This window comes from Janibacter melonis (assembly GCF_020567375.1).
In the GTDB taxonomy this organism is placed as follows: Bacteria; Actinomycetota; Actinomycetes; order Actinomycetales; family Dermatophilaceae; genus Marihabitans; species Marihabitans melonis.
This window is the reverse complement of sequence record NZ_JAJBZM010000001.1, coordinates 1,084,594-1,110,751: the sequence shown is the minus strand read 5'-3', so window position 1 is coordinate 1,110,751 and position 26,158 is coordinate 1,084,594. Positions and strand designations below refer to the sequence as shown.

The window sequence follows — 26,158 nt, the reverse complement described above, 5'->3', positions numbered from 1 at the left end:
GGTGACCCGGAGCAGACGGCCCCAGCCTGGGTGTCGGGACAGATCGGCCGACGTAGGGCTTACTTGCCGCCCTCGACGGTGACCGTGTCGAACTGCTCGGCCGTCAGCGGGCTCGCGGTGAGACCCTCGACGCCCTCGCCGACGACGAGCGCGGGCGGGCTGTGCGAGATCGGCAGCCCGGGGATGTACTCCTCGGCGATCTTCTTGTTCAGCTCCTCGTACATCGTCGTGCGCTCGGCCTCGTCGACCGTCTGGTCGGCCTCCTTGAGCTCCTTGCTCAGGTCGGAGCCGAAGTCGGTCGCCGAGGTGTGGAAGTCGTTGCTCTTGAGGTTGCCGAAGAAGGTGCCGATGAAGTTGTCGGCCGAGTCGTAGTCACCGGTCCAGCCGAGCAGCCACGCGTCGAACTGGCCGTTGTCGACGCCGTCGAGGTACCCGCCGTTCCACGGCTTGGTGACGACCTTGACCTTGATGCCGACCGCCTCGAAGTCGCGGCGGATGGCCTCGTGGATCTTCTGCGGGTTCGGCATGTACGGCCGGGTGACCTCGCTCGGGTAGGCGAAGGTCAGCTCCATGCCCTCGGCGCCTGCCTCCTTGAGCAGCTTCTTGGCGCCCTCGACGTCCTTCTTCATGGGCTGCAGCTCGGAGTTGTAGCCCTTGACGGTGTCGGGCATGAACTGCGACGCGGCGACAGCGCCCTCGGGCAGCTGGGAGGTCACGAGGTTCTCGCGGTCGACGGCCATGGACAGCGCCTGGCGGACCTTGAGGTCCTTGAGCTTGGTGTTCTTATCGGGGTTGAGGCCGACGTAGAGGATGTTGAAGGCGGGGCGGACCTCGACGGTGTTGCCGGAGTCCTCCAGGCCCTTCCAGTCCACGGGGTTCGGCAGGTCGTAGCCGTTGATCGAGCCGGCCTCGAGCTCCTGACGACGGGTCGACTCGTCGGGGATGATCTTGAAGACGATCTCGGCGTTCTTGGCCTTCTCGCCCCAGTACTCGTCGTTGCGCTTGAGCGTCACCGTGCTGTTCGCGGTGTCGTACTTCTCCAGCGTGTACGGGCCGGTGCCGACGGGCTCCTGCGCGTTCTTCGGGTAGGCGAAGCCCTCGCCCTGCTTCTTGACGTTGTTCGCGTCGCCGGACTCGAGCGCCTTGGGCGACTGCATCGCGAAGGCCGACAGCGAGAGCATCGCCGGGAACTTCGAGGTGGCGCGAGAGATCTTCAGCTCGACGGTCTTGGCGTCGGTGGCCTTGCAGGAGCGGTAGAGCGAGTCGTCGCCGAAGCCCTCCATGGAGTAGGCCCAGTACTCGGCCGGGCCGGCCTGCGCGGTCTCGTTCTGGTCGGCCATGCGCTCGAAGTTCGCGCAGACGGCCTCGGCGTTGAACTCCTCGCCGTCGGTGAACTTCACGCCCTCGCGCAGGGTGAAGGTCCAGGTCTTGCCGTCCTCGCTGGGCTCCCACTTCTCCGCCAGGCCCGGGCCGATCTCGGCGCTGCCGGGCTTGACCTCGACGAGGCCCTCGAACATCTGGCGGGTGACGCGGAAGGTCTCGCCGTCGCTGGCGTAGAAGGGGTCGAAGACCTCCGGCGCGCCCGCGGCGCCGAAGGTGAAGGTGGCGTCGGTGGCGGCGGAGTCGCCGCCGCTGTCACCGCTGCCGCTGTCTTCGCGGTCGCTCTGGGCACAGGCGCTCATGGTCAGAGCGGCCGTGGCCAGGAGGACCACGGGAGTGGACTTCCGCATGGACATCGTCTACCTCGCTGGTGTGGCGTTCGGTCGACCGAGGAGTCGGTGACCCTCGGCAGCCACCCTGTGACGCGGTCACCCGGAGGGGGCCGAGGCGCCATGGACGCGGCTGGTTGGTGAACCTAATCGAGTGAGCACCCGCTGGGTAGGCCGTCGGCGACGCCTTTACCGGTCTGAGACCGAGCGGGCGAAGGGGGTCCCCCTTCGCCCGGAGGGTCGGGAGCGGGCCGCGGGCGCGACCGCGGATTTCCGGCATCGGCGCTCCTGCTGAGACAATCGCGCTCATGCCCATGAAGACCCGCTCAGACGTGCGCAACGTCGCCATCGTCGCCCACGTCGATCACGGCAAGACCACCCTCGTGGACAAGATGCTGTGGCAGGGCGGCACCTTCGGCGAGCACGACAAGAGCGGCTCCGTCGACCGCGTCATGGACTCCGGTGACCTCGAGCGCGAGAAGGGGATCACGATCCTCGCGAAGAACACCGCGATCCGCTACACCGGTCCGTCCGCCTCTGACTTCGACGCCCCCGAGGGCGTCACCATCAACATCATCGACACCCCCGGCCACGCCGACTTCGGCGGCGAGGTCGAGCGCGGCCTGTCGATGGTCGACGGCGTCGTCCTGCTCGTCGACGCGTCCGAGGGCCCGCTGCCCCAGACCCGCTTCGTCCTGCGCAAGGCGCTCGCCGCGAAGATGCCGGTCATCTTGTGCATCAACAAGGTCGACCGTCCCGACAGCCGCATCGCCGAGGTCGTCGACGAGGCCTACGAGCTCTTCATGGACCTCGACGCCGACGCGGACCAGATCGAGTTCCCCATCGTCTACGCCTCGGCGAAGGCGGGAGCGGCCAGCCTCAACCGTCCCGAGGACGGCGGGCTGCCCGACAACGGCGACCTCGAGCCGCTCTTCCGCACGATCATGGAGACCATTCCGGCGCCGGCCTACGACGACGAGACCCCGCTCCAGGCGCACGTCACCAACCTCGACTCGAGCAACTTCCTCGGTCGCCTGGCCCTGCTGCGCGTCTTCAACGGCGAGATCCGCAAGGGCCAGCAGGTCACGTGGTGCCGTCACGACGGCTCGCAGGAGCGCGTGAAGATCACCGAGCTGCTCATGACCGAGGGCCTGGAGCGCAAGCCGCTCGAGGACAAGCCCGCGCGTCCGGGCGACATCATCGCCATCGCCGGCATCCCCGAGATCATGATCGGCGACACCATCGCCGACGCCGAGAACCCCGTCGCGCTGCCCGTCATCACCGTCGACGAGCCGGCCATCTCGATGACCATCGGCACGAACACCTCGCCGCTCGTCGGCCGTGGCGCCACCCGCGGCACGAAGGTCACCGCCCGCCTCGTCAAGGACCGGCTCGACCGCGAGCTCGTCGGCAACGTCTCGCTGCGCATCCTGCCGACCGAGCGTCCCGACGCCTGGGAGGTCCAGGGCCGAGGTGAGCTCGCGCTCGCCATCCTCGTCGAGCAGATGCGCCGTGAGGGCTTCGAGCTCACCGTCGGCAAGCCGCAGGTCGTCACCCGCGAGGTCGACGGCAAGACCCACGAGCCGGTCGAGCGCCTGACGATCGACACCCCCGAGGAGCACCTCGGCGCGATCACCCAGATTCTCGCCTCCCGCAAGGGGCGCATGGAGCAGATGACCAACCACGGCACCGGCTGGATCCGCATGGAGTTCCTCGTGCCCAGCCGCGGGCTCATCGGCTTCCGCACGGAGTTCCTCACCGAGACGCGCGGCACCGGCATCGCCCACCACGTCTTCGAGGGCTACGAGCCGTGGTTCGGCACGATCACCACGCGCATCTCCGGCTCCCTCGTCGCCGACCGCAGCGGTCCCGTCACCGCCTACGCGATGGTCAACCTCCAGGAGCGCGGCACGCTCTTCGTCGAGCCGACGACCGAGGTCTACGAGGGCATGATCGTCGGCGAGAACTCCCGCGCCGACGACATGGACGTCAACATCACCAAGGAGAAGAAGCTCACCAACGTGCGCGCCAGCTCCGCGGACAACTTCGAGAAGGTCGTGCCCCCGCGCAAGCTCTCGCTCGAGCAGTCGCTGGAGTTCTGCCGCGAGGACGAGTGCGTCGAGGTCACCCCCGACGCCGTGCGGATCCGCAAGGTCGAGCTCGACCAGGTGCTGCGCAACCGGCTGGCCCGCTCGCGCAGCTGAGCCCCAGGACGTCCCCAGGAGGACCTCACCGATGACCCCCACCCCCCGCCGCGCCGCGGCGCTCGTCACGACGAGCGGCCTGCTGCTCGTCTCCGCGTGCACCTCGGCAGACGGCGGCGGGGGAGGGGGCGCGTCGGGCGCGAGCACGACACCCCTCGCGGGCCCGGAGCAGCAGCTCACGGTGCTCTCCCAGGGCCCGGTCCTCTCCTGGGACCCCCAGCGGATCACCTCGCGCCAGCAGTCGGCCTTCGCCGGCCGCACCTACCTGCGCACGCTGACGACCTACGCGCCCGCGACCGACCTCGCCGGGCAGAAGGAGCTCGTCGGCGACCTCGCGACGAGCACCGGCCGGGCGAGCAAGGACCAGACGCGGTGGTCCTTCACCCTGCGCAAGGGCGTCAGCTGGCAGGACGGCTCGCGGATCACCTGCGGCGACCTCCGCTACGGGGTCTCCCGCTCCTTCAGCAAGGACACCGCCTCCGCCGGGTACGCGCTGACCTACCTCGACATCCCGAAGAAGCCGGACGGCAGCTCGCGCTACCCCGGCCCCTTCGGCAGCGCGGGTCGCAGCGCCGGGGCGACGAACCTCATCCAGGCCGCCGTCACGTGCTCCGGCGACACGATCACCTACCGGCTCAGCGAGCCCGTCGCCGACTTCGGCGAGGTCGTCTCCACCCCCGAGTTCGCACCCGTCAAGCGCAGCACCGACAAGGGCGACGACTCCGCCTACCTCGCCTACTCCAACGGCCCGTACAAGCTCGAGGACGCGTGGCAGCCCGGTGAGGGCGGCACGTGGGTGCGCAACGAGGAGTGGGACGAGCAGAGCGACCCGGTGCGCGAGCCCACCCTCGAGCGCATCGTCCACCGCGAGGGAGTCGAGCCGGTCGAGGCGGTCGAGACGATCACCGACGGCGACGACGGCTCGCGCTCGGTGCTCCTCGACCCGCTGCCCGACGGGCTGCAGCAGCCCGTGGCCGACGCCGCCGACCAGGTGCAGAGCGTCACCGGCGACGGCCAGATCGTCGACTACCTCGCGCCGAACCACACGAGCGAGGTCATGCGCAGCGCCCGGGTGCGCACCGCCCTCGCTCTCGCGACCGACCGCGAGGGCTACGCACGGGCCCTCGGCGGCCAGGCGGTCGCCACCCCCGTGTGGTCGCTGCTCAGCACCGCCCTGCCCTCCGCCCACGAGCCGGTCCTCGACCGCGGCCCCACTGGCGACCCCGAGGCCGCCCGCGCCCTGCTCACCCGGGCGAAGCAGGAGAGCCCGCGCATCCGGGTCGCCTACCGCTCGGGCGAGCAGAGCGACGCGGCGATGGCCGCGCTGAAGTCCGGCTGGGAGAAGGCGGGCTTCGTCGTCGAGCTCGAGGGCCTCGGCGAGGACTACTACACGACGATCGCGCAGCCGGCCTCGGCGAAGAAGTACGACGTCTTCTGGTCGAGCTGGGGCGCGGACTACCCCTCGGCGGCGACGGTGCTCCCGCCGCTCTTCGACGACCGGATCAACATCACGAGCGCCTCCTCCGGACGCGACTACGGCTACGTGCGCGACGACGCGGTCAACGCGGCGATGGACAAGGCGATGGCCGTCGCCGACGCCGACCGGCGAGCCGCGGCGTGGACGAAGGTCGACACCACCCTGCTCGAGCAGGGCAGCTACGTCCCGCTCGTGCAGCACCGGTCGACCTTCGTCGCCGGCCAGGAGGTCACCGGGCTGAGCAGCAACGCCGTCTTCGGGGGCACCCCGGAGATGGGCACGATCGGCGTGGCTCGGTGAGCCTGCGCCTGCTCCTCGTCCACGCCCACCCCGACGACGAGAGCATCGCCACGGGGGTCTGCCTCGCCCACCACGTCGCCGCCGGTGACGAGGTGCACGTGCTCACGTGCACCCTCGGCGAGCAGGGCGAGGTCATCCCGCCCGAGCTCGCCCACCTCGACGCCGACCACGACGACACCCTCGGGCCCTACCGCCGTGAGGAGCTGCGCCGCGCGATGAGCGCGATCGGCGCGCAGCACCGCGTCCTCGGCGAGGGAGCGGGCACGCTCTCGCGCTACCGGGACTCGGGCATGGTCGGCACCCCCTCGCAGGACGACCCCCGCGCATTCGCCCGGGCCGACGTCGCCGAGGCGGCGGCCCTCGTGCGCGCCGTCATCGAGGAGGTCGACCCCGACCTCGTCATCACCTACGACCCGCAGGGCGGCTACCGCCACCCCGACCACGTCCAGACGCACCGCGTCGTCTGCGCCGCGGTCGCCGCCCTGCCCACGGCCGCCCGCCCGGTCGTCCTCGCCGTGCTCACCCCGCGCTCCTGGGCCGACGAGGACCGGGCCCACCTCGCGCAGCACGGCCCGGCGCGCGCCTCGTGGACCCTGCCGACGGGCGAGCACCCGCCCCAGGTCGTGCCCGACGAGCTCGTCGCCTTCGAGGTCGTCGACCCGCAGGCCGTCGCCGGCCAGGTCGCCGCGCTGCGCGAGCACCGCACCCAGGTGAGCGTCGAAGGCGATCAGTACGCGCTGTCCAACGACATCGCGGCCCGGCTCTCCGGACGCGAGGGCTACGCCGAGCTCGACGTCGAGACCGGGGCGCTCGTCCCCCCTTCGTCCCCCGCTCGCCGACCCCTCGCCGAGGCGGTGCGCCGATGAGCCTCGAGCCCAGCGCCGCCCTGCGCCAGGCGATGAGCCGGCTCGCGACGGGTGTGTGCGTCGTGACGACGACCGTCGACGGCCACGACCACGCGATGACCGCCAACGCCTTCACGTCCGTCTCCCTCGAGCCGCCGCTCGTCCTGCTCTGCGTGCGTCTCGACAGCGGGTTTCAGGACGCCGTGAGCACGGCGCGCCGGTGGGGCGTGAGCGTCCTCGCCGAGGAGCACCGTCGCATCGCGAGCTGGCTGAGCACCCCGGGGCGCCCCCTGCAGGGCCAGCTCACCCGGGTCCCGCACCACCGCGGCGAGTCCGGGGTCGTCCTGCTCGACGGAGCCCTGGCCACCATGGAGTGCGAGACTGTCGAGGAGCACGTGGCGGGCGACCACGTCATCGTCGTCGCCGAGGTCATCAGGGCCGACCACGCCGACAGCGGCAGCCCGCTGGTCTACTACCGCAGCACGTACACGAGCACGAGGTGAACGCATGAGTGACCGCCGCGACGACGGCCGCCTGACGGACGAGGAGCTGGACGGCCAGGGGCCGCGCCGCCGCGGCCGTGGGGTCCTCGCCGGGCTCTTCGTGCTCCTCGTCCTCGGGGCGCTCTACGTCGGCACCGCGGTGTACTTCGGCGACCGGGTGCCCGCGAGCACGACCGTCGGCGGCGTGAGCATCGGCGGCATGGACGAGTCGGAGGCGCGTGCCGCCCTCGAGCGGGGCACGAAGGACGCCGTGACCCAGCCCCTGCAGGTCGAGGGCGCCGGCACGAAGACCCGCATCGACCCCGCGAAGGCCGGCCTGACCGTCGACTACGACGCGTCGCTGGCCGGGCTCACCGGCTTCAGCCTCAACCCCGCCGACGTCGTCGCCCACGTGCGCGGGGGCACCTCGCGCGACCTCGAGGCCGAGGTCGACGACGACGCGCTGACCAGGGCTGTCGGCACGGCCGCGAAGACCTTCGAGAAGAAGCCCGTCGAGGGGTCGGTCGCGGTGACCGACGGCGAGGTCGTGACGAAGAAGTCCGCCACCGGGCGCGCGGTCGACCGCGACGCGCTCGTCGAGCAGATCTCCTCCGGCTGGCCGCAGACCCGGACGTACTCCGCGAAGACCTCGACCCTCGAGCCGACGCTGGCCCAGGACGAGATCGAGCGCTTCACCACCGAGGAGCTCGACCCCCTCGCCGACGGCCCGGTGAAGATCACGACGACCGACCCGGCGGCGAAGGGGGCGGCGCGGAGCGTGAGCTTCAGCGTCCCCGCGAAGGAGCTCATGAAGGCGGTCACGGTGTCGGCCGACAAGGGCGAGCTGTCCTACGACGTCGACGAGGCCAAGGTCTCCGCGGCGGTCGTCGCTGCGGGCACGAGCTCGGGCACCCTTCGCCCGGCCAAGGACGCCGAGGTCGTCCTCAGCGGCTCCCAGGACTTCTCGGTCACGCCGAGCCAGTCCGGCCTGAGCCTGAAGAAGGACGGGGTAGCCGCGCCCGTCGTCGCCGCGATGGCGAAGTCGGGCGACCAGCGCACCGCCGCCGTGCCCTCCGAGGCGACGAAGCCCGAGGTGACGACCGCGATCGCGCGCAAGACCATCCCGAAGGAGGAGATCTCCACCTTCACGACGTACATGTCGACCTACGGGCCCCGCGTCGAGAACATCAAGCTCGCCGCGAGCCGGCTCAACGGCGCCTACGTCGGCCCGGGGCAGACCTTCAGCCTCAACGACCACCTCGGGCCGCGCACCGCGGCGAAGGGGTACAAGTCGGCGGGCGTCATCATGAACGGCCGCCTCGCCGAGGACTACGGCGGCGGCATCAGCCAGCTGTCGACGACGCTCTTCAACGCCGTCTTCTTCTCCGGGGCGCGGATCGAGGAGTTCCACCCCCACTCCTTCTACATCTCGCGCTACCCCGAGGGCCGCGAGGCGACGATCAGCTACCCGGACGTCGACAACCGCTTCACGAACAACACCAAGGGCGGCATCCTCATCCGCGCGAACGCCACGAACTCGCAGGTGACGGTGAGCTTCTACGGCGTCAAGACGTGGGACGTCGAGGCGAAGAAGGGCCCGCGGCGCAACGTCGTGCAGCCCAAGACGATCACCGACGACTCGAAGGGGTGCGTGCCCCAGGCGCCGACCCCGGGCTTCGACGTCACGGTGACGCGCGTGCTCAAGCCCGTCGCCGGCGGTGCCGCGACGACGAGCACCTTCGACACGCACTACATCCCTGAGGACGACGTCACCTGCACCAACCCGTGACCTCCCTCGTGCGGTGGCTCGCGGTCGCCGACGTCGACCCGGGCTGGCGCTCGGTGCTCGACGACGGGGAGCGCGAGCGGCTCGCGGCGAAGTCCGGGCCCGAGGAGCAGGCGCGCTTCGTCGGGGCCGCCGCGCTCATGCGGCGGGTGGTCGGCGAGCTCGCGGGCTGCGACCCGGCCGACGTCGGCCTGCGGCGTGACTGCCCCGACTGCGACCTGCCGCACGGCCGGCCCGTGCCCACGGGAGCCGCGCAGGGGTGGCACGTCAGCGCGTCGCACTCGGGCCCGCACGTCCTCGTCGCCGCGTCCGCGCGGTCGGTCGGCGTCGACGTCGAGCTCGTCCGGTCGCGCCCGCCGTCGGCGGCGCTCGTCGCCCGGGTGGTCTCGCCCGGCGAGGCCGAGCCTGCCGACGCCGAGGGCTTCGCCCGGCTGTGGGCGGCCAAGGAGGCCTACCTCAAGGCCCTCGGGACCGGTCTGGCCCTGCCGATGTCGTCGGTGCGGGTGGCCGAGGACCGGGCCGTCCTGCTCGACGGGAGCGCGCCGGAAGGCCGCCTCGAGCGGCTCGACGCCCCTGCGGGCGCCGTCGCGTGGGTGTGCCTGACCTGAGCTAGAGCAGGCGCAGGTACGCGTAGTGGTGGTGCCGGCGCAGCCCGAGGTCCTCGTAGAGACGGACCGCGGGCAGGTTGTCGGTCTCGACCTGGAGGTAGACCAGACCGGCGCCGCGCTGCGCCCCGGCGGCGGTCGCCGCCGTCGTCAGCCATCGCCCGACGCCCAGACGTCGGGCCCGCTCGGCGACGTGCACCGAGTACACGCCGGTCCACCCGTCGTCGATGCTCGCCCGCCCGACCCCCAGCAGCTCGCCGTCGGCGTCGCGGGCGTGGAGGAAGACCTGCTCCCGGGGCGCGCCGAGCACGGCTCGTGCGGCCTCGCGGTGGTCGGTGATGCCCGCCCCGCTCGCCGAGAGCCACGCGTCGTCGATGCTGTCGCGCTGCTCGAGCCGCCACCCCGGCGGCGCCGGGCTGGCCGGGACGGCCCGCCCGGTGAGCACGAGGGCGGGGGTGATCGGGGTCCACCCCTGGGCGAGGAGCCGCGCGGCGAAGGGGTCGTCCGCCAGCTCGACGTGGAGCGGCAGCGGCACCTGCAGGCGCGGCACGAGGTCGCGCTCGCGGTACCAGGCGACGACGTGCTCGACGGCCTCCTCATCGGTTGTGCCCGGGTCGCCGAGGGGGAGCGCGGAGTTGGCGCGACCGGTAAAGCCGAGCCCGGCGCGCAGCATCCAGCCCCGCCCGGGGGTGCCGAGCCACGCGACCTCGAGGCCGGGGTTCCCCTTCGTCATGACGCGGTGGAGGTCCTCGATGCCGATCGCCCGCTCCGGGGCGCCCCGACGGGTCGGTCGCGGCGGGATGACGCGGGCGGCGACGACGGACCCGAGGGGCAGCGCCACCTCGCCGCGGCGGGTGGCCAGGACGACGCTCTCGTCGTCGACGGCGAGCACCTCGCCGACCGTGTCGGTGAGGGTGGGGGAGCCCGGCAGGTCGGGCGCGCCCGCCGGGATCCGGGTCCGGATCGCCATCCGCGAACCTAAGGGGTACCTCACCGCCGACGCCGTCACGAGCGGCATAGTATTGCCGCCATGACGTACGTGATCGCCCAGCCCTGTGTGGACCTCAAGGACAAGGCCTGCATCGAGGAGTGCCCGGTCGACTGCATCTACGAGGGTGAGCGCAGTCTCTACATCCACCCCGACGAGTGCGTCGACTGCGGTGCGTGCGAGCCGGTGTGCCCGGTCGAGGCGATCTACTACGAGGACGACACCCCCGAGGAGTGGGCCGACTACTACAAGGCCAACGTCGAGTTCTTCGACGACCTCGGCAGCCCCGGCGGCGCCGCCAAGATGGGCATGATCAAGAAGGACCACCCCCTCATCGCCGCGCTGCCCCCGCAGGAGCACGACGAGTGACGACGGCGTCCGGGCTCTCCGGCCTGCCGGACTTCCCCTGGGACTCGCTCGCTCCGCTCAAGGAGCGGGCGAGAGCCTTTTCCGGCGCGGACCAGGCGCAGGGCGACGGGCTCGTCGACCTCTCCGTCGGCACCCCCGTCGACAGCACCCCGGCCGTCGTCCAGGACGCGCTGCGCGCGGCCGCCGACGCCCCGGGCTACCCCCAGACGTACGGCACCCCGCCGCTGCGCGAGGCCGTCGCCGCGTGGTTCGCCCGGCGTCGCGGTGCGCCCGACGTCGACCCCGACGGGGTCCTGCCGACGATCGGCAGCAAGGAGCTCGTCGCCTGGCTGCCGACGCTGCTCGGCATCGGTGCCGGTGAGTCCGTCGTCTTCCCGACCGTCGCGTACCCGACGTACGACGTCGGCGCCCGGATCGCCGGGGCGACCCCGGTGCCGGCCGACGCGACGACCGCGCTGGGGCCGGTGAGCGGCGCCTCCGCCCCGCGCCTCATGTGGCTCAACTCCCCGAGCAACCCGACCGGGCGCGTCCTCGGGGTCGAGCACCTGCGCAAGGTCGTGCGCTGGGCGCGCGAGCGCGGTGTCGTCGTCGCCTCCGACGAGTGCTACGCCGAGCTGGACTGGCGCTCCGAGGAGGAGCGCGGCCAGTCCTACGACGAGCTGCCCACCACGCCGAGCATCCTCGACCCGCGCGTGTGCGAGGGCTCCCACGAGGGCCTGCTCGCCGTGTACTCGACGAGCAAGCAGTCCAACCTCGCCGGGTACCGCGCCGCCTTCGTCGCCGGAGACCCGATCCTCGTGCGCCGCGTCCTCGAGGTCCGCAAGCACGCCGGCATGATCGTGCCCGCCCCCGTCCAGTCCGCCCTCGCCACGGCGGTGTCCGACGACGCCCACGTCGCCGAGCAGCGGGCCCGCTACGCCGCCCGCCGCGACGTGCTCCTGCCAGCCGTGCAGGCCTTCGGCCTGCGCGTCGAGGACTCCGCGGCCGGGCTGTACCTGTGGGCGACGGCCGACGAGCCGGCCGCGACCACCCTTCGCCGTCTGTCCGACCGGGGCGTGCTCGTGGCGCCGGGCACCTTCTACGGGGCGGCCGGCGCGCACCACGTGCGCATCGCCCTCACGGCCACCGACGCCCAGATCGCCGCTGCCGCAGCCCGGCTCACGGCCTGAGCGCCAGCGTTCCCCAGGGTGGGCCCGTGTGGATCGGGCCGCGACGGCTGGGGTAGTTTCGGACGAGACCACGCGGTGCGTCTGCCCTCACCCGGGCGTGACGGGCCAGGCGTCACGACTGCGAAAGGGCAGGAGTTCTTCTTATGACTGACAGCGCCACCTTCTCCGCCGGGGGCAAGGACCTGAGCTTCCCGCTGATCCCCGCCGCCGAGGGCAACAGCGGCTACGACATCTCGAGCCTGATGAAGGAGACCGGCAACACCACGCTCGACGTCGGCTTCGTCAACACCGCCTCGGCCGAGTCGAAGATCACCTACATCGACGGCGACCAGGGCATCCTGCGCTATCGCGGCTACCCGATCGACCAGCTGGCCTCGAAGTCCACCTTCACCGAGGTCGCCTACCTGCTCATCTACGGCGAGCTGCCGACGACCTCCGAGCTCGAGGACTTCGAGGAGCGGATCAGCCGCCACACGATGCTCCACGAGGACCTCAAGGCCTTCTTCAACGGCTTCCCGCGGGACGCGCACCCGATGCCGGTGCTCTCCTCGGCCGTCTCGGCGCTGGGCACCTTCTACCAGGACAGCCTCGACCCCTTCGACCACGAGCAGGTCGAGATCTCGACGATCCGCCTCCTCGCGAAGCTGCCGACCATCGCCGCGTACGCGCACAAGAAGAGCGTCGGCCAGCCCTTCCTGTACCCGGACAACTCGCTCTCGCTCACCGAGAACTTCCTGCGGATGACCTTCGGCTTCCCGGCCGAGCCCTACGACCTCGACCCCGAGATCGTCAAGGCGCTCGACCAGCTCTTCATCCTCCACGCCGACCACGAGCAGAACTGCTCGACGTCGACCGTCCGCCTCGTCGGCTCGGCCCACGCGAACCTCTTCAACTCGGTCTCCGCCGGCATCCACGCCCTGTCCGGCCCGCTCCACGGCGGCGCCAACCAGGCCGTGCTCGAGATGCTCGAGCAGATCCAGAAGTCCGACGACGGCGCCGAGACCTTCATGAAGAAGGTCAAGAACAAGGAGGACGGCGTCCGTCTCATGGGCTTCGGCCACCGCGTCTACAAGAGCTACGACCCGCGCGCGGCCATCGTCAAGGACGCGGCGCACACCGTGCTCGAGAAGATGGGCGGCGACGAGCAGCTCGAGATCGCGATGAAGCTCGAGGAGATCGCCCTCAAGGACGACTACTTCGTCGAGCGCAAGCTCTACCCGAACGTCGACTTCTACACCGGCCTCATCTACACGGCGATGGGCTTCCAGCCCAAGATGTTCACCGTGCTCTTCGCCATCGGCCGCCTGCCGGGCTGGATCGCCCAGTGGCGCGAGATGATCGAGGACCCGAAGACCAAGATCGGCCGTCCGCGCCAGATCTACATCGGCGAGACCGAGCGCGACTACGTCGGCATCGACGAGCGCTGACTCATCGATAGGCGCTGACCTCGAGGTCGAGCGAAGGGGGACCACCCGGCCGGGTGGTCCCCCTTCGTCGTGCTCGGAGCGGGTTCGGCGTGGGGCGGGTCAGCCGTCGGCGAGGGTGATCCGGACGGTCGAGGCGTCGACCGGGTCCGGTGCGGCCGACCAGCTGGACCCGTCCTCGCGGGTCCACACGCGGTCGCCGACCTGCACGGAGGTGACGCCGTGCCCCTTCGCCGTCGCGACCGCCCACGCCCCGACACCCCACGCGCGACGCTCCTGCGAGGCCCGGACGACCACGACGCCGTCCCCGGTGTCGGCGCGGTACCCGGTCTCGGTCCGCAGGCTCTCGACGAGACGCTCGCGGTCGCCCGCGCCCGTCGGCGGGTCGAGGCGGCAGACCAGGCCTTCGGGGGAGTGGCCGGAGATCGCCGAGGCGATGGTGCGGCCCTCGTGCTCGTGGTCGGCGTAGGCCTCGGGGTAGGCGCTGCGCTGGACCTCCTGGGCGATCTCGGTGATCCGCATGTCCTGCCAGCCGTCGACCTTGACGAGCGCGTCGTAGAAGGCGTTCGTCGAGTAGCGGGGGTCGAGGATCTGCTCGACGGTGCCCCAGCCCTGGCTCGGGCGCTGCTGGAAGAGGCCGACGCTGTCGCGGTCGCCGTAGGTGATGTTGCGCAGCTTGCTCTCCTGGATCGCCGTGGCGACCCCGATCGAGCCGGCGCGGGCGGGCAGGCCGCGGCGCTCGGCGACCTGGACGATCGTCGCGGCGTTGTGCATCTGCTCAGGGGTGAAGCTCACGTCCTGCTCGAGCGCGGTCGCATCGCACGACTCGCTCCACGGGGTGATGACCTTGTCGCGCACCCACCACGCGGCTCCGCCGAGGAGCCCGAGCACGGCCACGCTCGCGACGAGCGCGCGGTTGCGGCGCACCCGGGCGCGCGAGACCGCCCGCTCCTCGGCGAGGGGCGGGCGGTCGGCGGCGGGACGGCGGGGCGGCATGGCTAGTTCGTGTGGAGGGCCTCGTTGAGGGCGACGCCGTCACCCGTGCGGTCCTTGGCCTCGACGGCGCCGGTGACCGAGTTGCGCAGGTAGAGCAGGCCGCTGCGGCCGGAGAGGTCGCGCGCCTTGACGACGGTGCCGTCGGGGAGGGTGACCTTCGTGCCGGCGGTGAGGTAGAGCCCGGCCTCGACGACGCAGTCGTCGCCGAGGGCGATGCCGACGCCGGCCTCGGCGCCGACGAGGCAGCGCCGGCCGATGGCGACGCGCTGGGTGCCGCCGCCGGAGAGGGTGCCCATCGTCGAGGCGCCGCCGCCGATGTCGGAGCCGTCGCCGACGACGACACCCTGGCTGATCCGGCCCTCGACCATCGAGGTGCCGAGGGTGCCGGCGTTGAAGTTGACGAAGCCCTCGTGCATGACGGTCGTGCCGCTGGCGAGGTGGGCGCCGAGACGCACGCGGTCGGCGTCGCCGATGCGCACGCCGGCCGGGATGACGTAGTCGACGAGACGCGGGAACTTGTCGACGGAGTAGACGGTGACCTGGCCGCGGGTGCGCAGCCGGGCGCGGGTGGTCTCGAAGCCCTCGACCGCGCACGGGCCGTGGTTGGTCCACACGACGTTGGTGAGCACCCCGAAGAGCCCGTCGAGGTTGATCGAGTTGGGCTCGACGAGGCAGTGCGAGAGCAGGTGCAGGCGCAGGTAGGCGTCGCTCGCGTCCTGCGGGGCCGCGTCGAGGTCGATCGCGACGGTGACGACCTCGGTGCGCACGCCCCGGGCCTCGTCCTGCCCGGCGAGGGCGGTGAGCTCGGTGGGCACCTGGTCGGCCTCGGGGGCCTCCCCGAGCCGCGGCTGCGGGTACCACGTGTCGAGCACCGCGCCGTCCGTCGTCGTCGTGGCGATCCCATGGCCCCAGGCTGCGCGCGTCGTCATGCCCCGGAGTCTACGAACTGCTGCCCGTTGCCCCGAACTCGCTTGCCGTCTCTCCGTGGTCGCCTGGCCCGGGAGCTACAAAACCCTGCTGGCTGGGTCTTGATGGGCCAGCCGGGTCTCGACAGGGTCCTGGCACGTCAAGAGGCTGCTGGCAGGGTCTTGTAGGCCGGTGGGGTGTGTCCGAAGGAGCTGATCAGAGGGGTCGGTGGCGAAGGGAGGTCAGGCGGCCAGGGCGAGGGCACGACTGATCTTGGCCCGTGCGATCGTCGGCTGCCTCAGGTCTCGCCACATGAGCCGCACCACGACGTATCCCCGGGCACGAAGGTCGTCCTCGCGGGTCTTCTCGTCGACGAGGACCTGGCGGTCCGTGTACTTCAGCGCGCCGTCGAACTCGAGGATCACCCGGGTGCCCGCGATGAGGAAGTCCACGCGCCACGGGCCGATGTCGACCTGGGGGATGAGCGGCACGTCGAGCAGGTCGCACACCAGCGCGGTGAAGCTCTCGCCCGGTGACTCGCGCCGGCGATCAGCGAGCCGAAGGGCATTCCTCACGGCCCCGATGCCGCGCGTCCCCCGTGGGACGCGGGCCACTGCCGCCTCGAGGTCGGCAGGCTCGACGAGCCCCGCGTGCAGGGCCGCATCGGCGGCGGCGAGCGCGGTGACGGGGTGCCCGGTCAGACCTGCGGCGACCGTGGCGTCCGCCGGCCTCACGGTGGGGACCGGGGTCGTGACCAGCGGGTGGCGGTCCGAGGTGATGACGTCCCGCCGATATGTCCGCAACGTGTAGCCCTTCTCGAGCCGGGTCGACGCCGCCTCGGCCCTCACGAGGTGGACCAGCCCGAGGTCGGCCTCGACGACCGGCAGGTCGTGCAGCAAGAGGGCCGATACCGAGTCGGCGGCTGTGCGGCGGGTCAGACGCGACAGGTACGCCACGGTGCGCAAGACATGCATGTCGGCGGGATCCGCGGGAGGCGAGATGCTCCAGACGCCCCGGACCACCTGGGTGATGAGACCGGCCCGACGCATCTGCTGCAGGACGAGGCGATGCACGCCGGCCCTGCCGGCGGCCCCGGTGGTGAAGACGCCGTTGACCTCGATCGCGGCGAGCAGCGGCAGGGTGTCCTCCATCGCCGAAGTCTGGCGCGGATCCCCCTTCGCGCCGATCGTCTCTCCACAGCCCCTGCTCCTACGAAACCCTGCCAGCAGCCCTTTGATGTGGCAGGACCCTCTCGAAACCCTGCTGGCTCACCAAAGGGCAGCCAGCAGGGTTTTGTCACGGGTCGGAGGGGGGGGTTTGTAGGGTGCGGGGCATGGGCCTGGACCTCAGCACGGACATCGTCACCCTCACGGCAGCTCTCTGCGACGTCGAGTCGGTGAGCCTGGGGGAGGAGGCGATCGCCGACGCGATCGAGGAGGCGCTGCGCGCGCTGCCACACCTCACGACGATCCGGCACGGGCACACGGTCGTCGCGCGCACCGACCTCGGGCGGGCGGAGCGGGTCGTGCTCGCCGGGCACATCGACACGGTGCCGCTCACCGACCCGCCGAACCTGCCCGTGCGCCGCGAGGTCGTCGACGGCGAGGAGGTCCTCTACGGCCGCGGGACCGTCGACATGAAGGGCGGGGTCGCGGTGCAGCTGCGCCTGGCCCACGAGGTGCGCGAGCCCTCCCGCGACATCACCTTCATCTTCTACGAGGCCGAGGAGATCGAGGAGAGCCACAACGGGCTCAAGGCCCTCGGCGACACCCGGCCCGACCTGCTCGCCGCCGACCTCGCCGTGCTCCTCGAGCCCACCGCCGCGGCCGTCGAGGGCGGGTGCAAGGGCACGATGCGCGTCGAGATCCGCACGAAGGGGATCGCCGCCCACTCCGCCCGACCGTGGAAGGGGCACAACGCGATCCACGACGCCGCCGACGTGCTGCGCCGCCTCGGCGAGCACGAGGAGCGCTCCGTCGAGGTCGACGGGCTGACCTACCACGAGGCCCTCCAGGCGGTCGCCATCACCGGCGGCATCGCCGGCAACGTCATCCCCGACGCGTGCACGATCACGGTCAACTACCGCTTCGCGCCGGACAAGAGCGCCGACGACGCGCTCGCCTACGTGCAGACCGTCCTGCCCGGCTACGAGCTGACGGTCACCGACCTCGCCGAAGGGGCCCGCCCGGGTCTGGACCGGCCCGCCGCCCAGTCCTTCGTCGCCGCGCTCGACGTGCCCGTCGGCCCGAAGGAGGGGTGGACCGACGTCGCCCGCTTCTCCGCGCTCGGGGTGCCGGCGGTGAACTTCGGCCCGGGCGACCCCAACCTCGCCCACCACGACGAGGAGCGCTGCCCGACCGCGCAGCTGCGCGAGGCGGAGGCCGCCATGATGCGCTGGCTCGCGTAGGGTCGGCGGCGTGAGCCAGCGGCACGAGGACAGCGAGCGGGCGTACCACAAGGGGCCGGTCGTCATGCGCGGCGCCCAGGTGCCCAGCTCGACCACCGACCAGCGTCTCCTCGACACCCGGGGCACCGCCGACTGGGTCCACACGGACCCGTGGCGCGTCCTGCGCATCCAGGCCGAGTTCGTCGAGGGCTTCGGCGCGCTCGCCGAGCTCGGGCCGGCGATCAGCGTCTTCGGCAGCGCCCGCACCAAGCCCGGCACCCGCGAGTACGCGATGGGCGTCGAGGTCGGTCGCCGGCTCGCGCTCGCCGGCTACGGCGTCATCACCGGCGGCGGGCCGGGCGCGATGGAGGCGGCCAACCAGGGGGCGCGCGAAGGGGGAGGCGTCTCCGTCGGTCTGGGGATCGAGCTCCCCTTCGAGGCCGGGCTCAACCCCTACGTCGACCTCGGCGTGAACTTCCGTTACTTCTTCGCCCGCAAGACGATGTTCATCAAGTACGCGGAGGGCTTCATCGTCCTACCCGGCGGCTTCGGCACGCTCGACGAGCTCTTCGAGGCCGTCACCCTCGTGCAGACGCAGAAGAAGACCTCCTTCCCCATCGTCCTGCTCGGCACCGACTACTGGGGCGGGCTGCTCGACTGGCTGCGCGGCACCGCGGTGCCCGCCGGCACGATCAGCGAGGTCGACGTCGACCTGCTCCACCTCACCGACGACCCGGCGCACGCCGTGCGCATCGTCAGCGAGTACGAGGACGAGCGCCCGCACCCGCACTTCACGCAGCAAGGACCCGAGTGATGGTCTGGGTCTTCCTCATCGGTGTCGCGGTCCTGCTCGTCGTGGGCCTCGGGTCGCTCGTCGTCGGCCGCGCGAGCGTCGACCCCGTACCGCCCCCGGTCTCGACGACCCCGTCGACCGGCCTGGGCGCCGACGTCCACGCCGCGGACATCCACGACATCCGCTTCGACACCGCGCTGCGCGGCTACCGGATGGACCAGGTCGACGACGTCCTCGACACGCTCCACGCCCGCATCGCCGAGCTCGAGGCGCAGCAGCCCGTGACGCCCGCGGGGGAGGCGGCTCCCCCTTCGCCCCCGACCACCACTCGCCCGACCACCACGCCGTCGACGACCGAGCCCTCCACCACCCAGGAGCGGGCATGAGCGCCGTCACCGAGCGTCGCCGCGTCGCGGCCGACGTCCAGGAGGTGTGGGACCGCGTCACCGACATGGCGGCCCACGGCCGGCACGTCCCGCTCACCCGGATCACGCGGCAGGAGGAGCTCGCCCTCGGCGGCACCTTCGTCATGCGCACCTCGCTCGGGCCGCTCGGCTTCGACGACCCGATGACGGTCACCGGCTTCGACCCGCCGCCGGCGCAGCCCGCGCGGCTGCGGCTGGTCAAGTCCGGGCGGTTGCTCTCCGGCTGGGCCGAGATCGTCGTGCGCCCCGTCGACGGGGGGGCCGAGGTCTCCTGGACCGAGGAGGCGGTGCCGACCTCGGCGCTCCTGCGCGCCCTCAGCCGACCGGCCGACCGCCTGTCGCGTCGCGCCACCTCCGAGCTGCTCACCCGCATCCTCGACGGGACCCTCGCGGGCCTCCCGGCGCTGCCGCCGGTCCCGCCCCACGGCAGGGGCTGATGAGCGGGCTGTCCTTCGCCGCCCGTGAGCGGTGGAGCACCACCGCGCTGCGCCACCCCGTGCGGACGCTGCTCGCCGTCTACGTCGTCTCGCGGCTCGTCGCCTTCGCCGCCATCTGGGTCGCCGCCCGGTACTACCAGGCGCCCGCCGGCGTCGGTCATCTCGACCCGACGCTCACCGACATGCTCCAGCTGTGGGACGCCGAGTGGTACGAGCGGATCGTGCGCGAGGGCTACCCGGTGCCGCTGCCGGCGGACCCGACGACGGGCCAGATCACCTACAGCCAGTGGGCCTTCTTCCCGGTCTTCCCCCTCCTCGTGCGGTTGCTCATGACGACCGGGCTGGGCTTCACGACCGCCGCCGTCCTGCTCAACCTCGTCCTCGGGGCGCTCGCGGTCGTCCTCGTGTGGAAGGTCCTGTCCTTCCCCGTCCACGCCGGCTCGCAGCCCGCCCGCGAGCGGCTCGCCCTCGTCGCCGCCGCGCTGTGGTGCCTCTACCCGGCGACCGGCGTCATGGTGCTGCCGTACACCGAGGCGCTCGCCGCGTGCCTCATCGCCGGGGCGCTGCTGCTCCTCATGCGCCGGCAGTACCTCGCCTTCGCGGTCGTCGCCCTCGTCCTGGGCTACACCCGCGCCGTCGCCCCGGCGCTCGGTCTCGCCGTGCTCGTCCACCTGTGGCTGCGGTGGCGCGAGGACCGCGCGGCCGGCACGGCCCCCCTTCGCCACGACCGCCCGCAGGTCGTCGTCATGCTCCTGGCCACCGCCCTCTCGGCGGTCGCCTGGCCGCTCACGGTCGGCTACGTGTCCGGCCTGCCGGGCGCCTTCTTCGACGTCCAGGCGGCGTGGGGGCAGCGCCCCGACCAGGGCCCCTTCGTCCTGTGGTTCAGCTGGGCGTGGGGCGAGCACGGCCTCATCTCGGTCCTCGTCATGGTCGCGCTCGTCGCGACCTACGTCGCCCTCGTCATCGGGCGGCACGGCGCGTGGATGCCCTTGGAGGTGCGCATGTGGGCGATGGCCTACCCGCTCTACCTCTTCGCCGTGGTCCGCCCGATCACGAGCATGTGGCGCTTCCTGCTCCTCGACTTCCCGCTGGCGGCGCTCGTCGCGTCGGTGGCGATGCGCACCTCGACCGGCCGCGAGGTCGTGCGGCACTGGCGGCTGCGGGTCGCGGTGGTCGCCGTCAGCCTCGTCGGCGGCATCCTCGCGTGGTCGTGCGGCCTGCTGCCGTACGTCCCGTGGCACGTCACCCCCCCGTGAGCACGGGCGACGGGGGAGCGACGCGCCCACGTCGGATTAGGAGTGATCCGGATCGCCTGGGATAATGGCGGGTAACGTACGGCGGCGCGACCGGCGCCGTTGCCACCACCCGGTGGTCGGGCGGTGACGAGAAGGGATTGCATCATGGCGGCAATGAAGCCTCGGACCGGCGACGGACCCCTTGAGGTCGTGAAGGAAGGACGGGGGATCGTCCTGCGCATGCCCCTCGAAGGTGGCGGCCGTCTCGTCGTCGAGATGACCCCCGACGAGGTCAAGGCCCTGGGCCAGGCCATCGACAGCTGCGAGGGCCTGAAGTAGGACCCGCCGAACGGCCCCCGACGCACCCGCGTCGGGGGCCGTCGTCGTCCCCCTGGGGCGCAGGCGAAGGGGTGGCCCCTCACCGCCGCGGGGCGCCCGGATGATGACATCCGGCTGACGGTCCGGCAGGCCGCGGGCTACGGTGCACGCTCCTGACAACCCCGACGGCTGGGAGGCCTCATCCATGAACGCTGGCTACGGGCTCGCCGTGCGCTGGTCCCTCACCGAGACCTCGCCGGAGGTCGCCCAGGAGCTGCGGGAGTACGTCGTCGGCACGTCGATGGCGAGCTTCATGTTCCTCGACGGGCTCGCCTTCAAGACGTGGCGGATGCGCGAGGGCGAGTGGTTCGAGGGGACCTACGTCTTCGGCGAGGAGAAGGCCCGCGACGACTTCCAGGCCGACTTCGCCGGCCGGGCGGCGCAGTCGCCGGGCAGCGAGATCATCGGGTCCGCGCCGCTGAGCATCGAGGCCTTCGAGGTCGTCGCCGTGGCCGAGGGCCCGGCGCAGTTCCGCCGCGGCGCCGGCCCCGGCACCCTCTGACCCGCTAGCGCTTGACGGCCGCGAGCAGGCCGTCGCCGACCGGCAGCAGCGCCGGCAGGAGGCGGTCGTCGTCGCGCAGCGACTTGCCGAGATCGCGCAGCACGCGCGTCGTCTCGTCGCGCTGGGCCGGGTCGGCGACGCGGTCGTGCCACAGCATGTTGTCGAGCGCCAGCACGCCGCCCGGGCGCAGCAGCCGGATCGCGTGCTCGACGTAGGCGGGGTAGGCGCCCGTGTCGGCGTCGACGTGGACCATGTCGTACGCGCCGTCCGTCATCCGGGGCAGCACCTCGTCGGCGCGGCCGACGATGACGCGGGTGCGCTGCGAGGGGATGCCCGCGTCGGCGAAGGCCCGTCGGGCCGCCCGGGCGTGCTCGGGCTCGAGCTCGATGCTCGTGAGGACGCCGTCCTCGGGCATGCCGGCGAGCAGCCACAGGCCCGAGGTGCCCGCGCCCGTGCCGATCTCGACGACGTGCTGGGCCCGGCTCGCGGCGGCGAGCAGGCGCAGCGCGGCACCTGCCCCCGTGCCGACCGGGGTCGCGCCGAGCTCTTCGCCCGAGCGGCGGGCGGTCTCGGCGATCTCGGGCTCGGAGACGAAGTCCTCGGCGTAGACATAGCTGTTCAGGCGCGATCCGCTCATGGCGGGCCAGCCTAGTCGCAGCCACGGGGCGGTCCGGGGCCGCCGTCCATGCACGCCGCAGGCCTGGACAGCGCTCAGGCTTTCCCCAGGTGAGTGGCCCAAGATCGTCGTGTCGGCAGATGCGACGTCGGCGGGACCCGCCGCCGCGCGCAGCACGCACAGGAGGCGACGTGAGCACCCAGGAGTCGCTCGACTGGACCCCGCCCACGTGGCACGAGGTCGTCGAGCAGCACGGCCCGCAGGTCTACCGGCTGGCCTACCGCCTCACCGGCGACCACCACGACGCCGAGGACCTCACCCACGACGTCTTCGTGCGCGTCTTCCGCTCGCTGGACTCCTACAGCCCCGGCACCTTCGAGGGCTGGCTGCACCGCATCACGACCAACCTCTTCCTCGACCGCGCGCGCCGCTCGCAGCGGCTGCGCTTCGACGCGATCGGCGAGGGCCTCGCGGCCCGGCTGCGCACGACGAGCCCCGACCCCTACGAGGTCTACGAGCGCACCCACCTCGACGCCGACATCCAGGCCGCTCTCGACGCGCTGCCCCCGCAGTTCCGCGCCGCCGTCGTGCTGTGCGACCTCGAGGGGCTGACCTACGAGGAGGTCGCGGACGTCCTCGGGGTCAAGCTCGGCACGGTGCGCTCGCGGATCCACCGCGGCCGGGCCCGCCTGCGCGAGTCGCTCGCCCACCGCCAGCCCGCCGAGCGCCCGAGCGCCCCGCGCCGCACCGGTGGCGGACGCCGCGGTCGGCCCACGGTGTCCGGCTTCCCGGTCGCCGCCCCCGTGCAGTGACGGCTGCCCGTCCCGGCAAGGCAGAATCGACGACATGACGCAGAGCAGCGACCACCCGGAGACCCCTGAGCGGGCCGACGGCACCCAGCCGCTGCCCGCGGCGGAGGATACCCAGGCGTTGCCGCCCCAGCAGCCGACGTCGCCGCAGCAGGACGCGCTGCCCCCCGAGCAGCACGACCTGCGCTCCGAGCAGCACGAGAGCGCGCCGCAGACCGCGCAGGCCGCTCCCGCGACGGACAACCCCTTCGCCCCCGGGTGGTCCGGGGCGCAGCCGGGCGACCAGCCCGCGCATGACCCCTACGCCTCACAGCACGACCCCCAGGGCGACCCGTACGCCGCGCCGCAGGCGCCGCACGACCCCTCCGCGGGTCAGCCCCAGCACGACCCCTACGCCGCAACCGCGGGCCACGGCTACGGGCAGCCCCAGCAGCAGGGCTACCCGACGTGGACCGCAGGCGCCCCGCAGCCCGGCCCGGCCCCGGTGGCCGCGGCGCCGCGGCGCGAACGGCGCAAGGTCTCCTTCCTCGGTGCCGCGACCGCGGTCGCCGCGACCGCGCTGCTCGCCGGCACGGCCGGTGGCGCCATCGGCGGCCTCGCGGCCGACCAGCAGGCAGGGACGGGCGTCGTCACCCTCGACGGCCCGCCCGTCGAGCGCCCGGAGGGCTCGGTCGCGGCCATCGCGGGTCGCGCGGTGCCGAGCGTGCTGACGATCCGCGTCGGCAGCTCCGGCCGCGGGGGCACGGGCTCGGGCTGGGTCTACGACGGCAAGGGCCACGTCGTGACGAACAACCACGTCGTCTCGGCCGCCGGTGACGACGGCACCATCGTCGTCGAGCTCGCCGACGGCACCCGGCGCGACGCCGAGCTCGTCGGCCGGGACGTCAGCTACGACCTCGCCGTCCTCGAGGTCGATCCCAAGGGCCTGAAGCCGCTGCCCGTCGGCAACTCCGACGACGTCGTCGTCGGCGACCAGGTCGTCGCCGTCGGCTCGCCGCTCGGCCTCGACAGCACGGTCACCGCGGGCATCGTCAGCGCGCTCGAGCGACCCGTCGCCGCGGGCGAGCAGGGCGACCAGTCCTACATCAGCGCGATCCAGACCGACGCCGCGATCAACCCCGGCAACTCCGGCGGGCCGCTGCTCAACGCCCGTGGCGAGGTCGTCGGCGTCAACTCGGCCATCGCGCAGATCCCCGGGGGTGCCCGCGACTCGGCGTCGGGCTCGATCGGCGTCGGCTTCTCGATCCCGAGCACCCAGGTGCGTCGCACCGTCGACCAGCTCATCAGCACCGGTGAGGCCGTGCACCCCGTCATCGGGGTGCACCTCGACACGCAGTACTCCGGCGAGGGCGCCCGCGTGCTGCCCGACGCCGTCCAGGGCACCGAGCCGGTCGTGCCCGACGGGCCGGCCGACAAGGCCGGTGTCGAGGCGGGCGACGTCATCACGAAGATCGACGGCCGACGGGTCAGCGACAACGACCAGCTGGTGGTGCGCATCCGGGCCAAGGCCGTGGGCGATACGGTGCAGCTGACGGTCCAGCGCGACGGCAGGGAGCGTCAGCTGACCATGACGCTCGAGGCCGCGGAGGAGGACTGAGCCATGCCGATGAACGGCTGGGAGTTCATCATCCTCATCGTGCTCGCGGTGGTGATCCTCGGACCCGACCGCCTGCCCGAGTACGCGCAAAAGCTGGCACGCTTCGTCGTCGGCGCCCGCCGGATGGCCAACGACGCGCGGGGCCAGCTCCAGGACCAGCTCGGCCCGGAGTACGAGGACATCGACTGGCGTCAGTACGACCCGCGCCAGTACGACCCGCGGCGGATCGTGCGCGAGGCGCTCCTCGAGCCGATCGAGGACTCGGTGCGCGACGTGCGCGAGATCGGCACCTCCACCCGCGCGGACATCGACGGGCTGTCCCGTCGGCGTCGTGACCGCGACGAGGACGTGCGCCACGACGACGCCGCGCCGGAGCCCCTCGAGGGCACGCCCTACGACCTCGAGGCGACCTGACGCAGCTCGCCTGCCACCCTGGGTCCGACCCGCCCGGTCATGACGAAGGGCCCCCGACCGCATGCGCGGCGGGGGCCCTCGTCGTGGGTGACCTCGGTGGGTGACCCTGCGCGGGTCAGCGCCCGGTGGGGCTCAGCCCGAGCGAGCGGCCGGCGAGGCCGCGGGAGCGGGAGGCCAGCCCCTTCGCCACGCCACGGATCGCGACCGCGGCCGCGCTCTCCGGGTGGCCGAGGACGACGGGGGTTCCGCCGTCGGAGCCCTCGCGCAGGGTGACGTCGAGGGGGATCTGCCCGAGCAGCGGCACGGGGGCGCCGACGGTGCGGGTGAGGCTGTCGGCGACGGACTGGCCGCCACCGGAGCCGAAGATCTCCTGGCGGGAGCCGTCGGGCAGCTCGAGCCACGACATGTTCTCGACGACGCCGACGATGCGCTGGTGGGTCTGCATCGCGATCGAGCCGGCCCGCTCGGCGACCTCGGCGGCCGCCTGCTGCGGGGTGGTGACGACGAGGATCTCGCTGCTCGGGATGAGCTGGGCGATGGAGATCGCGATGTCGCCGGTGCCGGGCGGCAGGTCGAGGAGCAGGACGTCGAGGTCGCCCCAGAAGACGTCGGCGAGGAACTGCTGCAGCGCGCGGTGGAGCATCGGGCCGCGCCACACGACGGGCTGGTTGCCGGGGACGAACATCCCGATCGAGATGACCTTCACGTCGTGCGCGACGGGCGGCAGGATCATGTCGTCGACCTGCGTCGGCTGGTGGGTCACGCCGAGCATGCGCGGGATCGAGAAGCCGTAGATGTCGGCGTCGACGACCCCGACCTTGAGGCCCTGCTGCGCGAGCGAGGCCGCGAGGTTGGCGGTGATCGAGGACTTGCCGACGCCGCCCTTGCCCGAGGCGATGGCGTACACGCGGGTGAGCGAGCCGGCCTTGGCGAAGGGGATCTCGCGCTCGGCCGTGCCGCCGCGCAGCATCTGGCGCAGCTCGGCGCGCTGCTCGTCGGACATGACGCCGAGCGTGACGGTGACGTCGGTGACGCCCTCGACACCGCGCAGGGCGCGCTCGGTGTCGGTCGTCAGGGTGTCCTTCATCGGGCACCCGGAGACGGTGAGCAGGATCGTCACGGCGACGTGCCCGGAGGCGTCGACCTCGGCGGACTCGACCATGCCGAGCTCGGTGACCGGCTTGCGGATCTCGGGGTCGATGACGGTGCTCAACGCCTCGCGGAGCATCTCGTCGGTGATCGTGGGGTGGGTCGAGGGCATTGCTCCATGCTAGGCGCCGTCGGCGACACCGCTGTCATCGCCTCC

26 protein-coding genes are annotated in these 26,158 nt (G+C 72.4%); 19 read left to right on the top strand and 7 right to left on the bottom strand.

Features of this window, described 5'->3' with window-relative positions; translation table 11 throughout:
• Positions 1-59 precede the first annotated feature (59 nt).
• Complete coding sequence (locus tag LIV55_RS05130) at positions 60-1,682, bottom strand: ABC transporter substrate-binding protein (protein WP_372456495.1); 1,623 nt, start codon at positions 1,680-1,682, stop codon at positions 60-62.
• Positions 1,683-2,017: 335 nt separating this feature from the next.
• Between LIV55_RS05130 and typA the strand changes: the two genes are divergently transcribed.
• From typA to LIV55_RS05100, 6 genes are read left to right on the top strand one after another with little or no spacing between them, the layout of a single operon-like run.
• Positions 2,018-3,913, top strand: a complete 1,896-nt coding sequence (gene typA, locus LIV55_RS05125) for a translational GTPase TypA (RefSeq protein ID WP_123092182.1) — start codon at positions 2,018-2,020, stop codon at positions 3,911-3,913.
• Positions 3,914-3,944: 31 nt separating this feature from the next.
• Positions 3,945-5,690: an ABC transporter substrate-binding protein gene (locus LIV55_RS05120; protein ID WP_229299387.1), complete on the top strand. Its 1,746-nt coding sequence runs from the start codon at positions 3,945-3,947 to the stop codon at positions 5,688-5,690.
• Positions 5,687-6,556 (top strand): N-acetyl-1-D-myo-inositol-2-amino-2-deoxy-alpha-D-glucopyranoside deacetylase, encoded by an 870-nt coding sequence (gene mshB / locus LIV55_RS05115; protein WP_229299386.1) that lies wholly within the window; start codon positions 5,687-5,689, stop codon positions 6,554-6,556. Before LIV55_RS05120 ends, mshB begins: the two co-directional genes overlap by 4 nt.
• Complete coding sequence (locus LIV55_RS05110; protein ID WP_191563374.1) at positions 6,553-7,038, top strand: flavin reductase family protein; 486 nt, start codon at positions 6,553-6,555, stop codon at positions 7,036-7,038. The genes mshB and LIV55_RS05110 overlap by 4 nt, the downstream gene beginning before the upstream one ends.
• A 4-nt stretch (positions 7,039-7,042) precedes the next feature.
• Complete coding sequence (locus tag LIV55_RS05105) at positions 7,043-8,806, top strand: VanW family protein (protein ID WP_229299385.1); 1,764 nt, start codon at positions 7,043-7,045, stop codon at positions 8,804-8,806.
• Entirely contained in the window at positions 8,803-9,411 is a 609-nt protein-coding gene (locus tag LIV55_RS05100) for a 4'-phosphopantetheinyl transferase family protein (RefSeq protein WP_229299384.1), read from the top strand. Before LIV55_RS05105 ends, LIV55_RS05100 begins: the two co-directional genes overlap by 4 nt.
• 1 nt (position 9,412) lies before the next feature.
• Here LIV55_RS05100 and LIV55_RS05095 read toward each other — a convergent pair whose 3' ends face one another.
• Positions 9,413-10,426 carry a GNAT family N-acetyltransferase gene (locus LIV55_RS05095; RefSeq protein WP_425551762.1) on the bottom strand — a complete coding sequence of 338 codons (1,014 nt, stop codon included), beginning with the start codon at positions 10,424-10,426 and terminating at the stop codon, positions 9,413-9,415.
• A 12-nt stretch (positions 10,427-10,438) separates the two neighbouring features.
• On the opposite strand from LIV55_RS05095, the gene fdxA reads away from it, so the two are divergent.
• The 3 genes from fdxA to LIV55_RS05080 all read left to right on the top strand — a co-directional run bounded on the left by fdxA (position 10,439) and on the right by LIV55_RS05080 (position 13,361).
• Positions 10,439-10,765 (top strand): ferredoxin, encoded by a 327-nt coding sequence (gene fdxA / locus LIV55_RS05090; RefSeq protein WP_068277350.1) that lies wholly within the window; start codon positions 10,439-10,441, stop codon positions 10,763-10,765.
• A complete protein-coding gene (gene dapC / locus LIV55_RS05085; RefSeq protein WP_229299382.1) occupies positions 10,762-11,934 on the top strand; it encodes a succinyldiaminopimelate transaminase in 1,173 nt (390 codons plus the stop codon). The genes fdxA and dapC overlap by 4 nt, the downstream gene beginning before the upstream one ends.
• A 143-nt stretch (positions 11,935-12,077) precedes the next feature.
• The gene (locus LIV55_RS05080) at positions 12,078-13,361 is read left to right on the top strand and encodes a citrate synthase (protein WP_123092174.1); all 1,284 of its coding nucleotides are present in this window, start codon (positions 12,078-12,080) and stop codon (positions 13,359-13,361) included.
• Between the two features lie 99 nt (positions 13,362-13,460).
• On the opposite strand, the gene LIV55_RS05075 is transcribed toward LIV55_RS05080, so the two are convergent.
• The 3 genes from LIV55_RS05075 to LIV55_RS05065 all read right to left on the bottom strand — a co-directional run bounded on the left by LIV55_RS05075 (position 13,461) and on the right by LIV55_RS05065 (position 16,411).
• On the bottom strand, positions 13,461-14,354 hold the full coding sequence (locus LIV55_RS05075; RefSeq protein WP_229299381.1) for a hypothetical protein: 894 nt from the start codon (positions 14,352-14,354) through the stop codon (positions 13,461-13,463).
• Positions 14,355-14,356: 2 nt separating this feature from the next.
• Complete coding sequence (gene dapD / locus LIV55_RS05070) at positions 14,357-15,283, bottom strand: 2,3,4,5-tetrahydropyridine-2,6-dicarboxylate N-succinyltransferase (protein ID WP_229299380.1); 927 nt, start codon at positions 15,281-15,283, stop codon at positions 14,357-14,359.
• Positions 15,284-15,502: 219 nt separating this feature from the next.
• Positions 15,503-16,411 (bottom strand): DUF559 domain-containing protein, encoded by a 909-nt coding sequence (locus tag LIV55_RS05065; RefSeq protein WP_229299379.1) that lies wholly within the window; start codon positions 16,409-16,411, stop codon positions 15,503-15,505.
• Positions 16,412-16,593: 182 nt separating this feature from the next.
• On the opposite strand from LIV55_RS05065, the gene dapE reads away from it, so the two are divergent.
• The 7 genes from dapE to LIV55_RS05030 all read left to right on the top strand — a co-directional run bounded on the left by dapE (position 16,594) and on the right by LIV55_RS05030 (position 21,416).
• Positions 16,594-17,667, top strand: a complete 1,074-nt coding sequence (gene dapE, locus LIV55_RS05060; protein ID WP_229299378.1) for a succinyl-diaminopimelate desuccinylase — start codon at positions 16,594-16,596, stop codon at positions 17,665-17,667.
• A gap of 64 nt (positions 17,668-17,731) precedes the next feature.
• Positions 17,732-18,460: an LOG family protein gene (locus tag LIV55_RS05055; RefSeq protein ID WP_123092369.1), complete on the top strand. Its 729-nt coding sequence runs from the start codon at positions 17,732-17,734 to the stop codon at positions 18,458-18,460.
• The gene (locus tag LIV55_RS05050) at positions 18,460-18,825 is read left to right on the top strand and encodes a DivIVA domain-containing protein (RefSeq protein ID WP_229299377.1); all 366 of its coding nucleotides are present in this window, start codon (positions 18,460-18,462) and stop codon (positions 18,823-18,825) included. The genes LIV55_RS05055 and LIV55_RS05050 overlap by 1 nt, the downstream gene beginning before the upstream one ends.
• Entirely contained in the window at positions 18,822-19,301 is a 480-nt protein-coding gene (locus tag LIV55_RS05045) for an SRPBCC family protein (protein WP_229299376.1), read from the top strand. Before LIV55_RS05050 ends, LIV55_RS05045 begins: the two co-directional genes overlap by 4 nt.
• Positions 19,301-20,557 (top strand): putative hexosyltransferase, encoded by a 1,257-nt coding sequence (locus LIV55_RS05040; RefSeq protein WP_229299375.1) that lies wholly within the window; start codon positions 19,301-19,303, stop codon positions 20,555-20,557. Before LIV55_RS05045 ends, LIV55_RS05040 begins: the two co-directional genes overlap by 1 nt.
• A gap of 144 nt (positions 20,558-20,701) precedes the next feature.
• The gene (locus LIV55_RS05035; RefSeq protein ID WP_123092167.1) at positions 20,702-20,875 is read left to right on the top strand and encodes a DUF3117 domain-containing protein; all 174 of its coding nucleotides are present in this window, start codon (positions 20,702-20,704) and stop codon (positions 20,873-20,875) included.
• A gap of 184 nt (positions 20,876-21,059) precedes the next feature.
• A complete protein-coding gene (locus tag LIV55_RS05030) occupies positions 21,060-21,416 on the top strand; it encodes a hypothetical protein (RefSeq protein WP_123092166.1) in 357 nt (118 codons plus the stop codon).
• 4 nt (positions 21,417-21,420) lie between these two features.
• On the opposite strand, the gene LIV55_RS05025 is transcribed toward LIV55_RS05030, so the two are convergent.
• Positions 21,421-22,053 carry an O-methyltransferase gene (locus LIV55_RS05025; RefSeq protein WP_229299374.1) on the bottom strand — a complete coding sequence of 211 codons (633 nt, stop codon included), beginning with the start codon at positions 22,051-22,053 and terminating at the stop codon, positions 21,421-21,423.
• 119 nt (positions 22,054-22,172) lie between these two features.
• Between LIV55_RS05025 and sigE the strand changes: the two genes are divergently transcribed.
• From sigE to LIV55_RS05010, 3 genes are read left to right on the top strand one after another with little or no spacing between them, the layout of a single operon-like run.
• Positions 22,173-22,844: an RNA polymerase sigma factor SigE gene (gene sigE, locus LIV55_RS05020; RefSeq protein WP_229299373.1), complete on the top strand. Its 672-nt coding sequence runs from the start codon at positions 22,173-22,175 to the stop codon at positions 22,842-22,844.
• A 34-nt stretch (positions 22,845-22,878) separates the two neighbouring features.
• A complete protein-coding gene (locus LIV55_RS05015) occupies positions 22,879-24,438 on the top strand; it encodes a S1C family serine protease (protein WP_229299372.1) in 1,560 nt (519 codons plus the stop codon).
• A 3-nt stretch (positions 24,439-24,441) separates the two neighbouring features.
• The gene (locus LIV55_RS05010; protein WP_123092163.1) at positions 24,442-24,852 is read left to right on the top strand and encodes a twin-arginine translocase TatA/TatE family subunit; all 411 of its coding nucleotides are present in this window, start codon (positions 24,442-24,444) and stop codon (positions 24,850-24,852) included.
• A gap of 115 nt (positions 24,853-24,967) precedes the next feature.
• Here LIV55_RS05010 and LIV55_RS05005 read toward each other — a convergent pair whose 3' ends face one another.
• Positions 24,968-26,113, bottom strand: coding sequence for an Mrp/NBP35 family ATP-binding protein (locus LIV55_RS05005; protein WP_229299371.1), 1,146 nt, complete (start codon positions 26,111-26,113; stop codon positions 24,968-24,970).
• Between the last annotated feature and the right edge of the window lie 45 nt (positions 26,114-26,158).

Coding starts and splice junctions, on each gene's coding strand:
- LIV55_RS05050 (WP_229299377.1), top strand. CDS start 18,460: ATGGTCTGGGTCTTCCTCATCGGTGTCGCGGTCCTGCTCGTCGTGGGC.
- LIV55_RS05030 (WP_123092166.1), top strand. CDS start 21,060: ATGAACGCTGGCTACGGGCTCGCCGTGCGCTGGTCCCTCACCGAGACC.
- typA (WP_123092182.1), top strand. CDS start 2,018: ATGCCCATGAAGACCCGCTCAGACGTGCGCAACGTCGCCATCGTCGCC.
- LIV55_RS05010 (WP_123092163.1), top strand. CDS start 24,442: ATGCCGATGAACGGCTGGGAGTTCATCATCCTCATCGTGCTCGCGGTG.
- LIV55_RS05015 (WP_229299372.1), top strand. CDS start 22,879: ATGACGCAGAGCAGCGACCACCCGGAGACCCCTGAGCGGGCCGACGGC.
- dapE (WP_229299378.1), top strand. CDS start 16,594: ATGGGCCTGGACCTCAGCACGGACATCGTCACCCTCACGGCAGCTCTC.
- sigE (WP_229299373.1), top strand. CDS start 22,173: ATGCGACGTCGGCGGGACCCGCCGCCGCGCGCAGCACGCACAGGAGGC.
- LIV55_RS05095 (WP_425551762.1), bottom strand. CDS start 10,426: ATGCCGCTCGTGACGGCGTCGGCGGTGAGGTACCCCTTAGGTTCGCGG.
- LIV55_RS05075 (WP_229299381.1), bottom strand. CDS start 14,354: ATGCCGCCCCGCCGTCCCGCCGCCGACCGCCCGCCCCTCGCCGAGGAG.
- LIV55_RS05065 (WP_229299379.1), bottom strand. CDS start 16,411: ATGGAGGACACCCTGCCGCTGCTCGCCGCGATCGAGGTCAACGGCGTC.
- LIV55_RS05040 (WP_229299375.1), top strand. CDS start 19,301: ATGAGCGGGCTGTCCTTCGCCGCCCGTGAGCGGTGGAGCACCACCGCG.
- LIV55_RS05080 (WP_123092174.1), top strand. CDS start 12,078: ATGACTGACAGCGCCACCTTCTCCGCCGGGGGCAAGGACCTGAGCTTC.
- LIV55_RS05045 (WP_229299376.1), top strand. CDS start 18,822: ATGAGCGCCGTCACCGAGCGTCGCCGCGTCGCGGCCGACGTCCAGGAG.
- LIV55_RS05055 (WP_123092369.1), top strand. CDS start 17,732: ATGCGCGGCGCCCAGGTGCCCAGCTCGACCACCGACCAGCGTCTCCTC.
- LIV55_RS05105 (WP_229299385.1), top strand. CDS start 7,043: ATGAGTGACCGCCGCGACGACGGCCGCCTGACGGACGAGGAGCTGGAC.
- LIV55_RS05130 (WP_372456495.1), bottom strand. CDS start 1,682: ATGAGCGCCTGTGCCCAGAGCGACCGCGAAGACAGCGGCAGCGGTGAC.
- dapD (WP_229299380.1), bottom strand. CDS start 15,283: ATGACGACGCGCGCAGCCTGGGGCCATGGGATCGCCACGACGACGACG.
- LIV55_RS05035 (WP_123092167.1), top strand. CDS start 20,702: ATGGCGGCAATGAAGCCTCGGACCGGCGACGGACCCCTTGAGGTCGTG.
- LIV55_RS05025 (WP_229299374.1), bottom strand. CDS start 22,053: ATGAGCGGATCGCGCCTGAACAGCTATGTCTACGCCGAGGACTTCGTC.
- fdxA (WP_068277350.1), top strand. CDS start 10,439: ATGACGTACGTGATCGCCCAGCCCTGTGTGGACCTCAAGGACAAGGCC.
- LIV55_RS05110 (WP_191563374.1), top strand. CDS start 6,553: ATGAGCCTCGAGCCCAGCGCCGCCCTGCGCCAGGCGATGAGCCGGCTC.
- LIV55_RS05005 (WP_229299371.1), bottom strand. CDS start 26,113: ATGCCCTCGACCCACCCCACGATCACCGACGAGATGCTCCGCGAGGCG.
- LIV55_RS05120 (WP_229299387.1), top strand. CDS start 3,945: ATGACCCCCACCCCCCGCCGCGCCGCGGCGCTCGTCACGACGAGCGGC.